Source organism: Chryseobacterium sp. Leaf405 (assembly GCF_001425355.1).
Taxonomy (GTDB): Bacteria; Bacteroidota; Bacteroidia; order Flavobacteriales; family Weeksellaceae; genus Chryseobacterium.
In genome coordinates this window covers 251,142-266,806 of sequence record NZ_LMQN01000001.1, presented here as the reverse complement: position 1 = coordinate 266,806, position 15,665 = coordinate 251,142, and the positions used below count along the sequence as shown (strand labels likewise).

Below are 15,665 nucleotides of genomic sequence, written 5' to 3'. Positions count from 1 at the left end.
AGTAAAATTCAGTTAGTTGATCGAGTTTTGACAAATATTTGATTTGTCGAAACTCGATTTTTTGTTAATATAATATTATATCATCTATAAAAACAAAAAATCCTCAGAAACCTGAGGATAAAAACTAATAACCATGAAAACTCAAATTAAACTGAGTTATTATACTATATTAAAATATTGTGCCAAGAATTTATTATCAGTTTTTTATTATGAAAATTTAAGATTATTTAAGAAAAAATAATAATTTTTAAGTTTTAGTCGAATTCATCATTAGAAATTTTTATACTGTTCTTTGATAGACATTCTATCAGTCAAGATTTCATCAAATTAATTAATGATAGAATTGTATGGCATGATAATAGGTTGATTTTAGATACTAAATTCAAAACCATTCACAAAATGAAATCAAACAATATAATTGAAAAAAGCCTTAGAGGAAAGACCGTCGTCATTACGGGAGGAAGCAGTGGAGTAGGTAGAGCGACTGCAGAAGCGTTTGCTTTGGAAGGCTGCAATATTGTAATTGCAGCAAGAGGGCAGGAAGGACTTGATGAAGTGGTGTCTTTGTGCAGAGATTTAGAAGTTTCGGCAATTGGCATTCCGACTGATGTTTCTATAGCTTCAGATGTTCAGAATTTAGCCAATAAAGCATTGCAATTTAACGGCAGAATTGATATTTGGGTGAATAATGCAGGTGTTATGGCGAGCGGAAAGTTTGAAGAAATCCCAATGGATCTGAACGAACAGGTTATTAAAACCAATCTTTTCGGATATATGCATGGTGCGTACAGTGTTTTACCGATTTTCAAAAAGCAGAACGACGGTATTTTAATTAATAATGTCTCAATTGGTGGATTCATGCCTGCACCTTACAGCGCAGTTTATTCATCAACGAAATTCGGAATTCGTGGCATGATGGAATGTCTTCATGGTGAAATTTCGGACTTCGAAGATATTCATATTTGTAATCTTTATCCACAGATTCAGCGATCTACAGGAAATATGCATTCTGCTAAATATTCGGGTTTGGATTTTAAAATTCCTCCGTTTGCGGCAGATCCGAGAGATACAGCGGCTAAAATTGTTGAGTTGGCAAAAAATCCAAGAAAAGATTTATTTCCGGATTTTACTTCCTTGTTGCTTAAAAATATGTACGGATTATTTCCTAAACCAATTATCAATACGGCTTCTGCGGCTATGAGACTGATGATGAAAATTAAAAATGCTCCCGCTGATTCTGGAAATGTATTGGAACCTTCCTCTGAGCCACATCGTATTTATGGAGAAACCATACTTCCTGTACCTTCAAGAAAAACTAAGATAGCTTTAGTTGCAGGAGTTGGATTGGGATTAGCATATATGATCTTAAAAAATAGATCTTCAAGTAATAAATGAGAATAGTTTTATCTATTAAACATAAAAATAAAGCTCTGATCGCATTGATCAGAGCTTTTGTACTTTTTAATATCTGAATTTTTTAAAACCTTTCGAATTTCAAAAGATAATGAAAAATTTATTTTTATATATTTCAGATATTCAAATGCCTACGCTAATTTTACATTAACTGCATTTAAACCTTTTGGTCCTTCTTTTACTTCAAAAGTTACTTGGTCATTCTCACGGATGTTTCTAGAAACTAAACCTGATGAATGTACAAATACGTCTTTTCCACCGTCTGCTGGAGAAATGAATCCGAAACCTTTTGTTTCGTTAAAAAATTTTACTGTACCTTCTTGCATGGTAATTGTATTAAAAAATTGTTGTTATTATTTGGCCACATTTTAAAAGCTAAAATGTTAACCATAAACAGGAACTAAAAACTTAATTGTTTTAAATAAGAACCTATTTACTTTGCAAATATACAATAAATAAATGAATATTCTTTATTTTAATTAATTGATTGACAAAAAAATATTATATTATCAAAAATGAGTGACTTTACTATTTAAAATTTATAAACAAAAGCATTAACATTCATTCCAGCACCTACCGATGCAAATAAAACAATATCATTTTTTTCAATCTTATGAGATTCTAGTTCGTCCTGCAGAATCATCGTCAATAAAGAAGGAATTGTTGCAACACTGCTGTTACCCAATTTATCAATAACCATTGGCATTATATTATCAGGAAGTGGCTTGTCGTAAAGCTGATAAAACCTCTCTACAATAGCTTCATCCATTTTTTCGTTTGCCTGATGAATGATGATTTTATTTAACTGATCAATAGAATATCCGCTTTTATCAAGGCATTGTTTCATGGCTTCAGGAACATTTACAAGAGCAAATTCATAGATTTTTCTCCCATCCATTTTAATGTATTTTGTGTCCTGACATTCTTCATTATTATATGACTTTCCAAAATACAGATAATCTTTTTCTTTAAATGTAAAAGAAGCAGATAAATGAGACTGTATTCCAGATTCATCTTCTGAAGCTTCCAAAACTACTGCTCCTGCACCATCTGCGTAAATTAAACTGTCTCTGTCGTGCGAATCCGAAACTCTGGAAAGTGTTTCAGCACCGATTACCAGACACTTTTTCGCAATACCAGATTTGATGAATGCATTGGCCTGTATCACTCCTTCAATCCAGCCCGGACAACCGAACAAAACATCATAGGCAACACAGAAGTTATTTTTTATTTTTAATAAATGTTTTACTCTCGATGCCAGGCTTGGCACCATATCGGACTGAACAGTACCGAATTTTACATCACCAAAATTATGGGCAAATATGATATAATCTAATGTTTCAGGATCTATTCCTGAATTTTCTATTGCTGCCTGAGCGGCAATTAAACCCAAATCAGAAGTTACCTGAGTATTTTTGGCGTATCGCCTTTCTACAATACCTGTTATTTTTTGTAATTTAGCAGTAATTGCTGTATTGTTGTCTTTCAATAAAACCCCTTCTTCATTAAGAAAAACGTGTTTGTCAAAAAACAAATTGGTGATTGTTTCTGAAGGTATATAATTACCAACTCCGGTTATTTTACTTGTCATTAAATATAAACTTAGACGCTTTTTGTCTTCTAATTTTGGTTAAACGAATAATGAAGTAAAGATAGTCATTATTAGGAGGAAATTGTATCACTAATTAAAAATTAAACAAAATTAATAAAGTTTTGCATAATATTTTATTTTCAAATCAATGCTTTAGACTAAAAAATGTTTTTTATTAAATAACTATCAATTTAAAATAAAAGTTGTATATTAATTAGCTAACTAATTAAAAATTAAAGCCATTGCAATTAAATGATCGCAACGGCTTTCTTTGAAAATATAGTAATTGATTTTATTCTTGTTTATTTCATATTGGCTTTAATTTTTTCTTCAACGATCCTCCAGTCGTAAAAATGAAAAACTCTTCCGTTGCTCATGGCAACAAAAGCACCTTTGGGAAATTTCGGTCCTAAATTTACATGGGTTACTTCCGATCCGTCACTTTCTTTGGTAGAAACCGGAATTTCTGCAATCATTCCTTTTGAAGGATTTTCCCTTAAATACACATTAAAAGTATCTTTCTGCTGATTGGAAACCAATATATAACCTGTATTTGAAGAAGTAGGATAAATGGAAATTCCCTCAACATCAGATTTGAAATCTCCTTTTCCGAAAACTACTAATTCTTCATTTCCTTTGGCCGGATCAGCATAATATTGATGAACACCGAATTGCTCGTCGGAATAATAAATATATCCCATTTCATCATCTACAGCAATACTTTCAATTTCTTTTAAACCGCTGTATTTACCGAATTTTCTTACAACTTCTCCCGTTATTTTTCCATCTCTTTCAAGTAATTTGTATTGCCATAAATAACCGTCACTTGGTCCGGATTTCCTTCCGACAATCGCAAAAATTTCACTTGTATCCGGATTTTTGTACATGGAAATTCCCATCGGTCCGCGCTCCGTTTCTCCATCAAAAACAGAGAATTCCCCAACTTCTTTCAAATCGGGAAGAGAGTACAATTTTACTTTATTGGTTTCTCTTTCTGTAGTCGCTGCAAAATCGATTTTTTTCCCGTTTAAATTAAATCCATATTCGATATCAACATTGTTCGGACGTTTTAATCCTAAAACTTTATTGATGATTTTTCCGTCTAAATTAAAAGCATATAAACCGCCATTCGTATCTTTATCAGTTCCGATAATGATACTTTTTGATGCATCTTGAGGATTAATCCAAATCGCAGGATCGTCTGTATCGTACATGACCGTTTCTGTAACAACGGTTGGTTTTATTTTTTTTCCTAATTGACTTTGCCCGACACAATTTACCACAAATGGCAAAACGGAAAAAGCTATGATGTAATTTACTTTTTTCATTTAAATTAAAACAATTATTTATATTTTCAATTAGAAATCAAACTTTACACCCATCGTAAATCTCGGTCTGTAATATTCTGCCTGAGCCGTTCTGCTTGGGATTCCCTGGTAATATCTCAATGGTTGATTGGTTAAATTATTAGCCTCAGCAAAAATTCTCAGTTTACTTGTAATCTTGTAGGAAGCATTGGCATCAAGAAAAATCTGCTTATCGTAATAACGGTCTTCAAAAGCATTTCCTCCCAATTGATCGATGTAATGAGAAGCATAGTTCATAGAAACCCTTGCGGAAAATCGTTTGTTCTCCCAAGAAAGTGATCCGTTGAACATATGCGGAGCAGTTCCCGGAAATCCGACATCTGTTCTTTCCAAACCATCCTCATTGGTGATTCCTTTTGCTTTGGAATGGGTATAAGTATAGTTTACATAAACTCCCAACCCTTTCCAGAAAGCTCCCGGAATAAAATCTAACTGTCTTTGTAAGGCAACTTCAAAACCGAAAAGATCTACATTGTCACCATTTCTTTGTTGTGTAAAATTCCAATTGTTGTCGCCTGCCGGAATCGGGTTTGACTGGCCGGCAAAATCATTGGCAAAATCAGCCGCAGAATAATTTTTTCTTGAATAGGTATAAATGAAGTCTTTCAGATTTTTATAGAAGAAACCTCCGGAAAGAATTCCGACAGATTTAAAATATTTTTCTGCCATAAAATCGAAATTGTAAGCGTAAGTCGCCTTCAGATCGGGATTTCCTGCAGAAATTGCTTCGTCTCCCGAAACGACATTAAGATAAGGAACCAAAGCATAATAATTAGGACGAGCCAAAGCGGTTGTAAATGCCGCACGAAGAACCAGATTCTGCGTCGGAACATATTTAAATGATAAATTTGGGAGAATATTCGTGTAAGTATTGTTGTTAGTGATTTTTCCTACTAAATCTTCTTCATCCAAAACATAATTTCCTGTGTAATCAATATTTGTGGTTTCGATACGGGCACCGACAATCATTGATAATTTATCACTAAAATCCTGATCCCAACGGATATATCCAGCATAAATATTTTCTTTGGCACTGTAATTTCCGGAAAGAAATTCGTCTGGTTTTGATTCTGAATTATATAAATTAGCATTAAACAAATCCAATCCGCCTAAATAAGAAGCACTGGCAAAAGTTCCCGGAATGTAATTTCCCGGCTGAAAGTTGTGTCCGTCAAAATTCGTAGTTGGAACATTCAGTAGACTTCCGATATCATTGATGGGCTCAAAAGCAAAATAATCATTTTCTCTTTCTTTGGTTTTTAAACGCAGACGGGCTCCCACACGGATTCTTCCTTTTTGTTCGTCGATAACCGAGAATGGGAAACGTAAATTCACTTTAGCTCCAAATTCTTTTTCCTGCGTAAAATCATTAGCATCCGAAAGGTCACTCAGCTGATAGTTTGCAAGATTATCTGCTCCGATTGTTGAGATCATTGGTTTTTGAGAATCGCTGAAATCTGTATTGAATTTCAAGCCGTCACTTTCAAATTCAATATAACGTTGATGCGGTTTTTTCTCACTTGCCATGGCGTAGTTCATCGACCAGTCCAAATCGATTTTTGAACCTAAAAGATGCTCTCCGCGTAGTGCATAATTCTGAATTTTCTGTCTTTCAAGACGTGCATTGTCATTATTAAAATCTCCGCCTTTATTTTGTCTTGTCATGCTTCCTTTCCAGCCTGTTATTTCAGATTCGTCATCGTTGTAGACTGGTTTAATTTTGTATCCTAAAGCATAACGATTTTCTCTGTCGGTTCTGAAATTATACATTGCTGAAGCATAAATCTTATTTTTAGAATTAAATTCATAATCAAGATTTAAATCAAAACTATGTCTGATACGCTGAACATCATAATATCGGATTCCCATTTTGCTTACATAAGCAGTTTGCGCAGCATCATTAGCTAAACTCCAGGTTGGCTCAATATTGTCTGATCCGAAATTATTATTGTTATATGAAAAACTGAAAACGGCTCCTAATTTTTTATTTAAAAAACGGTCTCCATACACCAAACCTGCGGTATAATTTCCTTTTTCACGAATCGGATTATAACCTCCAGCCAAGGTTGCAGAAATTCTCTGGCCGTTCGGTGAAGCTCTGGTAATCAAATTAACTGAACCTCCGATTGCATCTGCATCCATATCGGGAGTTAGGGTTTTGTTGACTTCAATCGTGGAAATCATATCGGAAGGAATTAAATCCATCTGAACATTTCTGTTATCGCCTTCAGCAGATGGGATTCTGTCACCGTTCAGTGTTACAGAATTTAAGTTGGGAGCCAGACCTCTGATAATCAAATTTCTTGCTTCACCCTGATCATTTTGAATGGTAATTCCCGGAACACGCTTCAATGCATCACCAATATTGGCATCCGGAAAACGTCCGATTTGGTCTGAAGAAATTACGTTGGTAATATTGGCGTTACTTTTCTGTTTATTTAAAGCTCTTGCCTGATTTTTTAATGTTGCTCCGTTGACAACAACTTCCTGTATGGTTGTTTCTTTTTTGGCGAAAACAATATTCTGTTTGGTATTTTTGTCTGATTCTACCGCTACACTATATTCATGAATTCCATATCCCAAATAATCGATTGACATCGTATAATTTCCTGCCGGAACATTAAGAAATACAAAATTTCCGTGGTCGTCGGATGTTGTGTAGATATTTCCGGGAGTCAGAGATATTTTTGCTCCAGGTAATGCGATTCTGGCATCGTCATTAATGTTTCCCGAAACCGTTCCTGTCTGAGCATAAAAATATATGGATGCGCAAAACAGCACAGAGGTAAAAATTTTCTTCACTTTCTTTCGATTTAAATTCTTGCAAAATTAAATAGTTGGTTAGAGAATGAGTTGAACAGAGTTTTATGCTTGTCTTAAAGAATTGTTACGTAAAATAGTATTATCCGGATCAATGTTATGATATTCTTAAATTTTTCTATGAATGATTTTCAACATATTTCTTAGAAAAATATTTATTATTATATGCATAATTAATTTTAAACTGATAATTTTGTAGGCGTGAATTAGTTGATGGGAATTTAGAGGTAAGAATTATTTTAATTTAAATATAATAATGATTAAAAAACCTTTGCACAATTTCCATATTCCCGTAATGGGATTAGCTTACACGATCGATAGTCCGATTCGTGTGGCGCAGTACGGAATTTCTTCCGTAGTTTCTATAATTGATGATGAGATTATAGAAAAGATGAAAAATTTTTACAGTAAGAAGTTCAATCTGAATTTCTTAAGTATTTCTACGAAGATAGAAGACTATCGTGCCAAAAGAATAACCGCTTATCTGGACATGATGGATGATATTGTCAACGAAAAATTTGAGGCATTTAAAGAAGAAATTTCTAAAAACAAAACGGCTTTGATGAATTTTGTGGAAATGCTTCCTAATACCTCTGAGTTGAAGGATAGTTTTCAGAATTTTCTCAATCAGAAAGATAATCTTACTTCTTCCATTAAAAATTTTGTTGAGACACATCTTACTCCCGGAAGTATAGATGTCAACATCATGACGAAAGTTGACAAAGATAATTTTAGTAAAAATGAGCAGCTACCTATTATGTACAATGACGCTCATGCGTCTTTGCGTGGTTTTGCCAACAGTAAATTATCTTCATCAGTTGTACTTTCTGCAGGCATGAATCCTCGTTTGTACAGTTATATTGAAGAATTCAACGATTTTTTTCCTGATGAAAACGGATTTTTAAAGAAAAAAATTATTCTAAAAGTAAGTGATTTCCGTTCAGCAATGATTCAGGGGAATTTTTTGGCTAAAAAAGGACTTTGGGTTTCAGAATACAGAATAGAATCCGGCTTGAATTGTGGTGGTCATGCTTTTGCAACAGAAGGTTTGCTGTTAGGTCCGATTATGGAAGAATTTAAGCAAAAAAAGAATGATTTGATTCAATCTGCTTTTTCATTAATGCTTAAAGCTTTAGAGCAAAAAGGAAAACATACAGTTTCTGAACCTCTTAAAATGAAAATTACCGTTCAGGGTGGGGTAGGAACATCTGAAGAACACGATTTTCTACTGAAAAATTATGATGTTGACAGTGTGGGTTGGGGATCTCCGTTTTTATTGGTTCCGGAAGCTACGGCGATGGATCGAGAGACCCGTGAATTGTTGATTAAATCTAAAGAAGAAGATTTTTATTTAAGCAATATTTCTCCTTTGGGAGTACCTTTTAATACAGTGAAAGGAACTTCAAACGAAATTTTTAGACGAAACAAAGAAAATAAAAACCATTACGGAAGTTCTTGCCCTAAGAAATTGTTGGCTTTAAGTAAAGAGTTTTCAAATGAAGGAATCTGTACTGCTTCAAAGAAATATCAGGATATTAAACTTTCGGAGCTTGAAAATGAAAAAGAACAGTTAACGGAAAAACAATTTGAAAATAGAAAGGCAAAAATTACTGAAAAAGCCTGTCTCTGCGTGGGCTTGGTAAATGCGGCCTACATGGAGCAGAATCTACAAATAAAAGGTGAAAAGCAAGGTGTTGTCATCTGTCCGGGACCGAATTTGGCATTTTTTGATAAAGAAGTTTCTCTTTCAAAAATGGTAAAGCATATTTATGGAAATGATAATATTATTTCGGAAAATAACCGGCCGAATATGTTTATCAACGAACTGAAATTATATGTTGATCATCTCAAAAAAGAAATTGCATATTTTTCTGAAGCGATTACCAATTCTCAGGTTAAAAAATGGAACACTTTTAAAGAAAATCTTTTGCAGGGAATTTATTATTACAGGAATATATTCGCAGAATCGGATTTTTTTAAGAAAGATTTGTTACTCATTGAGCAGCTTCAGCAATATCAAATATCTCTGTTGGAAATAGAAATTCTACAGATTCAAAAATAAAAATAAAAGAGCCTTTAACTGTATGTAAAGGCTCTTTTTATAGAAAAAATTTTCGTCATATTTCCAAGAAAGTAAAATATTTAACATATATACAATTTCTAAAAATTAAACTTAATATAAGCTTAATGTGATTGATGTCACTTTTAGATACTTTTGCAAAACCGAGTTCTAAATTCTACTAAGACATATTGCAAAATGGAGGATTTTAAAGAAATATATTCCACATACAAACACCGAGTGTATTTTTTTGTGGCTAAATATGTTTCTGATGAAAATGACATTGAAGAGTTGGTACAGGATATTTTTATACACGTTTGGAAACACCTTTCCAAAACTGATTCTGCATCTCAAACTGAGGCAATTATATTTAAATCTGCCAAACAGGAAATCTCCCATTTCTACCGAAAAAGAAAAATGATTTTCGTTCCATTGGAAAATTCTAAGGAGACAAATACTGAAGAAAATTCTGATATCGAAAAGAAAATCACACAGGAAGATCAGCTTCAAAAAATTGAAAATCTTCTCGAACAGGTTCCCGAAAGAAGCCGGGATTTTTTCATCAAAAATAAAATCCAGAATCTCAGCCTTTTTACTATTGCTCAGGAAAATGATATTTCCAAAACGGCTGTTGAAAAGCACGTCAATAAAGTGTTGAAGTTTCTAAGAACAAATCTAAACTTTTTCTAATCATCTAATACTTACGAGTTTTCCGATTACAAACTCGGATGATACATTGTTTTTAAATTAAACGCAATGTTAATCAATATGAATTAATTATTAATTCAGGAAAAGTGGGGTGGACGATTGTACTACTTCAGCGTATTCTCTAATAAAGACAAAAGAATACTATGGATTTCGAAAATCAGTGGAAATCGGTACAAGAAGAAAACCGTAAAATCAATACAGCTTCAGACCAAAGAATTTGGATCGGGCTTGAACGAAAAATTCAGGTTAGAAATAATAGAAGAAAGTTTATTACGGTTGCAGCGGTTCTTTTGCCATTATTCATTGTAACAGGTTTATTTTTTGTAGGCGGTGAAAATTCATTTTTGACTCAGAAGGAACTGGTTTTTCAAACGGCTAATGAAAAGAAAGAATTTGTCTTACCAGATGGAACATCCATTACGCTTGAACCTCAAAGTAAACTGAAACTGGCGAAAGATTTCGGCTCGAAAGCCAGAAACGTTTCTTTTACCGGAAAAGCTTTTTTCTCTGTTGCAAAAAATAAAAACTTACCGTTTATTATAGATGCAAAAGGTTTTAAGGTACAGGTTTTAGGAACTCAATTTATATTAGATCAGAAAGAAAATAACAAAGTCTATCTGAAAGAAGGCAAAGTAAAGGTTGATTATGAAGGTCATATCACTTATCTTCTTCCTAAAGAAACCTGGCTCGCAGACAAAAATGGAATTGAGAAACATTTCTATGATCAGGATGTACAAAGGAAGTTCAATTTTAATGATATGAAATTCAGTGAAGCTATTTCAAAACTAGAGGAAACATATAATATCACCATAGATTATCCGCAGGAATTTAAAAGTAATATTATCGACGGTGATATCATCGGAAATCTGGATAAGGTGCTTCAAACCATGAGTTTTCCGTTTAATTTAAAGACAAATAAAATTTCAGATAATCATATTGTTCTAAAAAAATAATGCAGCGGTAATGGGGGTTACCGATGCATTGAATATAAATCAGTCAAATAACAACTAATTTTAAGCAAAGCTATGAAAAAAACAACAATTAGCATGATGTTGTTAGGGCTTTTGTGTGCACCACAATTTTCCTTCGCAGAGGCTAAAAAATGTTTTCAACAATCTGTAATTCAGAGGAAAACTTCTTTAATTAAAGTTTTTGAGAAGCTCTCAAAATTACATGGAGTAAAATTCTTTTATTCAGTTTCAGATCTGAAAGATATTCAGATTGATGAATCTCAAATTAATTATCAGTCTTTATCAGCTTCTTTAGATTATCTGAAGAAAAATGTGGGGTTAGATTTTAATGTTGATCAGAAAACAGTTACGGTTCGCCTGAATCCAAAAACAATTGCCAATATCCAGAGAATGAATGCTGTTCACTTTTTAGATGAGGCAAATTCTGTAAAAGATACTGCAAAATCTAAAGAGAAAACAATTGATGAAGTCGTTTTGGTAGGTTACGGAAAACAAAGCAAGAAAAACAATTCAGGATCTATTTCTTCTATTGACGAAAAACAGATGAAAGGCGTAGCTTCAAGTAATTTCGGAGATTTAATTGCAGGAAAGGCTACAGGTATTCAGATTACACAAGCTAATGCGAGTCCGGGAAGCTCACCATCCATCAGAGTGAGAGGTATAGGAACTTTAACGGCAGGTTCAAATCCATTGATTGTGGTAGACGGATTTCCTTTAACCGAAGGTTCAAATCTAAATGCAATAGACCCTAATTCCATTGCTAAAATTGATATCCTAAAAGATGCCGCTTCTGCTGCCATTTATGGTTCAAGAGGTGCTAACGGAGTTATTATTATTGAAACGAAGCAGGGGAAAAAGGGAAGAATGAATGTTTCTTTTGATACTTATTACGGAATGCAGACCAGAAGCGACAATGTAAAACTGGTGAATGCTTATGATATGGCGACTTTCCTTAAAGAGGCAAGAGATAATAATTATCTATCCAAAGGAAGTAACAGAAGCAGTTTAGATGATACTGCAACAAGAATAAGCAAAGGCGCTTCTTTGAGGGAATTGATTCCGGATTATTTAGCACCTTACTTGGCAAAGCAACCGGGATTAACAGATACCGACTGGCTGAATACCGTCATGAGACCTGCACCAATAAGTCAGACTTCATTAAATATCACGGGAGGAAGTGATAAAAGTAAATATGCCTTTACGACAAGCTATTTTAACCAGAAAGGGTTAGTAATAGGTACAGATTATGAGAAATTTTCAACAAGTGTAAATCTTTCAACTGATCTTACGGATAAATGGAAAGTAGGTATTACGATGACTCCATCTTACGCCACAGGAACTATTGTCGCAGATTTGTCCAGAAGTTATAATCCGGTACAGATGGCAACAACGATGTATCCGTTTTTTAAGGCATACAATGATGACGGAAGCCCAACGATTTCACAGCAAATTTTAGGAAACACACCTACAGATGCCGCTTTGGTCGAAAATCCTGTTGCCGTTCAGGAGATGACCAACAGAAAATATACTTTATTTAAAACTTTCGGAAATATTTTCACCGAGCTGGAATTGATGAAAGGTTTTAAATACAGATTCTCGGTGGGCGGAGATTATTCAAATTATGAATATAATTTCTTTGATCCATCTACAGTTGGAGCTTACAGAGCTGCCGCCCCGGATGTCACTTTCGCCAACAGAACAGAATATATCCGTAAAAATTATTTAATTGAAAACTTGCTTTCCTTCGACAGAAAGTGGGGAAATCACAGAGTAGATGCAATTGCAGGGCAGTCTTTCCAACAAGAAGATAATACGCAGCTTTTAACAGAAGCAACAGCATTTCCTGATAACAGCATCAGAAATATCGCAGGCGGAACGGCTTTTAAAAATACTTTAACACAGTATAAGTGGAGATTGCTTTCCTATTTTACAAGGGTAAATTATACGTATGATAATAAATATAATGTGATGGCATCTTACCGGAGAGACGGCTCTTCACGTTTTGGGAAAAACTCCAAATGGGGAGATTTCTACGCATTTTCGGCAGGCTGGACGATCAGTAATGAAAACTTTTTCCCTGAGAATAAGGTAGTAACAGATTTAAAATTAAGGTACAGTTTAGGAAGCAATGGGAACAATCAGATCCCGAATTTCGGGGCACTTTCTTTAATGAATCCGGATAATTATAATTTTGGCGGAACTTTGTCTCCCGGTTACACTACCGCAACAGCGCCAAACCCGAATATTTCCTGGGAAAAGTCCAGATCTAATAATTTCGGAGTCGATTTTTCTCTATTTAAAAATGTATTAAATATATCTGCAGACTATTATATACTGAATAGAGACGGTTTGTTACTCGATGTTCCGGTTCCGCAACAGTCAGGATTTAGTACTTCATTGCAAAATATTGGTAAAATTAAAAACTCAGGTTTTGAATTGCAAATTGCATCAAAAACTTTCAGCATTGCAAAAGATTTTACGTATTCAGGAAGTTTAAATTTTTCAACCAATAAAAATGAAGTGTTGGCTTTAGCTAATGGTCAAAATCAAATTATTACCGGAGAAAATAATTTCTCGATTACAAAAGTAGGCGGTTCGATCGGTGAAATGTACGGGTACAATATTCTTGGGATTTATAAAAATCAGGCTGAAATCAACAATTCGCCACATATTACGGGAACAATGGTAGGAGATTATATTATGGAAGATCTGAACGGAGACGGAAAAATTGATGTTAATGATAAAAGAAGCTTTGGAACGGGCGTTCCTAAATATATTTTCGGTTTTAATAACAATTTCAGATACGGTCTTTTTGAATTAAGTTTCAGTTTATACAGTGAACTTGGGAAGAGAATTTACAATGCTGATGCGGTGACCACTTTAGAATCCGGGGAAGGTTTCGGGATGGCTTCGCAATATTATTTTGATAACCGTTACAATGCAGTTTCCAATCCGGGCGGATTTTTTGGGATGCCAAATATGAATTTTTCAAATAACAGAAAAGAAGCAAGAACTTCAAATCTTTATTTCAAAAATGGAGATTATGTAAGATTGAGGTCACTCCGATTAGCTTTTAATTTACCTAAAAATATGCTTGAAAATATAGGAATCGAAAATGCTCAAATCTACCTTGTCGGAAACAATATTTTTACCATCTCAAAATATAAAGGAATGAACATCGATGCCACTTCAGATAATGTTTTGACACAAGGTTTCGATCAGGCATATTATCCTGTTGCCAGAATTTATTCAATGGGCTTTAATCTTAAATTTTAAATTATGAAAAAAATAATTATTACAATATTCAGCCTTTCAGTTATTGCTTCGTGCTCATCTGATCTTTTGGATGTAAATCCTGAAGCACAAAAAGTTTCATCACAGTTTTACACCAATTCTGCAGAAATCGAGCAGGGTATAACATCAGTGTACGGATCGCTTCAGTATACAGGACAATACCAATTGGGAATGCCGGCGTTGGGAGAATTGCCATCTGACAATACCTACGATGAGGTTCCTGCAAACGACGCTTTCACGTATGGAGAACTTGATTTTTTTACCATTCAGCCTAATAACAGTTTAATTGCAAGCACTTGGAAAGACAACTATATTGGAATCCAGCAGGCCAATATTATTTTGGCACGAATTGATAAAATCTCTGATATGACAGATGCTCTGAAAAGTTCAAGAAAAGGCGAAATGAAGTTTTTAAGAGCGTTGATGTATTTTAATCTCGTAAGAACTTTCGGTGATGTTCCTCTGGTTTTAAAAGAAACTACTAATGTGAACGACTATTTCGGTCAGCCAAGGACACCTGTTTCAGAAGTTTATACTGCAATAGAAACTGATTTAAAAGAAGCTATTACTTTATTACCCACGTCTACAATTCAGAAGGGGAGAGTGACAAAAGGTGCTGCTTTAGGGATTTTAGGCAAAGTGCTTTTAACACAGAAAAAATATGCAGAATCTTTAACGTATCTCAATCAGATTGAAGGGTTGGGGTATCAATTATTAACGGATGTCAGTAAAATTTTCGATGTTGCCAATGAAAACAACGCAGAGATTATTTTTGATGTACAGTTTGCGTCAGGATTAAATGGAAACTCAGAAGGGAGTACAGCTTTTCAGATGTTCAGTCCATCGGGGTCGGTTTCCGGGGCAAAAGGACATAATCTTCCGACCAAAGAAGTTTATAATCTTTATTCAGCGGGCGATACAAGACGTTCGGCTTACATAGGTCTTACATCAAACGGAATTCCGTTCAGTAAAAAATTGGCGAAAACTTCCAATACCATTGCCGATGGGGGAAGTAATTTTGTCGTTCTAAGGCTAGCCGATGTTTATTTAATGATGGCTGAATGTTTCGCAGAACAGAACGATTTTACCAATTCTAATTTCTATTTAAATAAAATCAAAACCAGAGCAGGAATTTCCACCGTCAGTCTTTCCACTAAAGATTTACTTTTAAATGAAATAGACAGAGAGAGAAGACTGGAATTTGTGGGAGAGGGGCACCGTTGGTTTGATCTGGTAAGAACAGGAAAAGCTATTTCGGTAATGACTACGTATTTCAATAATAATCCGGGATACAGCACGGCGCAGATTAAAGAACATCATCTTTTTATGCCTGTTCCACAAGGACAAATTAATACAGATCCTGCGCTTAAGCAAAATCCCGGATATTAAAAATATAATAAAATAAAGCCGTTGTGCATTTGAAAAAAATTGGTATTAAATTC

Annotated in this window: 10 protein-coding genes; 6 read left to right on the top strand and 4 right to left on the bottom strand. The window is 34.2% G+C overall.

The window, feature by feature from the left end:
• Positions 1-399 precede the first annotated feature (399 nt).
• Positions 400-1,395, top strand: coding sequence for an SDR family oxidoreductase (locus ASG22_RS01240; RefSeq protein ID WP_055979318.1), 996 nt, complete (start codon positions 400-402; stop codon positions 1,393-1,395).
• 149 nt (positions 1,396-1,544) lie between these two features.
• Here the strand turns inward: ASG22_RS01240 and ASG22_RS01235 are convergent, their stop codons facing one another.
• From ASG22_RS01235 to ASG22_RS01220, 4 genes are all read right to left on the bottom strand, one after another.
• Positions 1,545-1,739, bottom strand: coding sequence for a cold-shock protein (locus ASG22_RS01235; RefSeq protein ID WP_055979315.1), 195 nt, complete (start codon positions 1,737-1,739; stop codon positions 1,545-1,547).
• 206 nt (positions 1,740-1,945) lie between these two features.
• Positions 1,946-3,004, bottom strand: a complete 1,059-nt coding sequence (locus tag ASG22_RS01230) for a 3-oxoacyl-ACP synthase III family protein (protein ID WP_055979313.1) — start codon at positions 3,002-3,004, stop codon at positions 1,946-1,948.
• Positions 3,005-3,306: 302 nt separating this feature from the next.
• The gene (locus ASG22_RS01225) at positions 3,307-4,332 is read right to left on the bottom strand and encodes a phytase (protein WP_055979310.1); all 1,026 of its coding nucleotides are present in this window, start codon (positions 4,330-4,332) and stop codon (positions 3,307-3,309) included.
• Between the two features lie 30 nt (positions 4,333-4,362).
• On the bottom strand, positions 4,363-7,173 hold the full coding sequence (locus ASG22_RS01220; protein ID WP_055979307.1) for a TonB-dependent receptor: 2,811 nt from the start codon (positions 7,171-7,173) through the stop codon (positions 4,363-4,365).
• Positions 7,174-7,447: 274 nt separating this feature from the next.
• Between ASG22_RS01220 and ASG22_RS01215 the strand changes: the two genes are divergently transcribed.
• From ASG22_RS01215 to ASG22_RS01195, 5 genes are all read left to right on the top strand, one after another.
• A complete protein-coding gene (locus ASG22_RS01215) occupies positions 7,448-9,253 on the top strand; it encodes a hypothetical protein (protein WP_055979304.1) in 1,806 nt (601 codons plus the stop codon).
• A 195-nt stretch (positions 9,254-9,448) separates the two neighbouring features.
• Entirely contained in the window at positions 9,449-9,940 is a 492-nt protein-coding gene (locus ASG22_RS01210; protein WP_055979300.1) for an RNA polymerase sigma factor, read from the top strand.
• A gap of 161 nt (positions 9,941-10,101) precedes the next feature.
• Positions 10,102-10,911: a FecR family protein gene (locus ASG22_RS01205; RefSeq protein WP_055979297.1), complete on the top strand. Its 810-nt coding sequence runs from the start codon at positions 10,102-10,104 to the stop codon at positions 10,909-10,911.
• Positions 10,912-10,983: 72 nt separating this feature from the next.
• The gene (locus ASG22_RS01200) at positions 10,984-14,205 is read left to right on the top strand and encodes a SusC/RagA family TonB-linked outer membrane protein (protein WP_055979294.1); all 3,222 of its coding nucleotides are present in this window, start codon (positions 10,984-10,986) and stop codon (positions 14,203-14,205) included.
• A 3-nt stretch (positions 14,206-14,208) separates the two neighbouring features.
• Positions 14,209-15,612 (top strand): RagB/SusD family nutrient uptake outer membrane protein, encoded by a 1,404-nt coding sequence (locus tag ASG22_RS01195; protein ID WP_055979292.1) that lies wholly within the window; start codon positions 14,209-14,211, stop codon positions 15,610-15,612.
• The last annotated feature ends 53 nt before the right edge of the window (positions 15,613-15,665 follow it).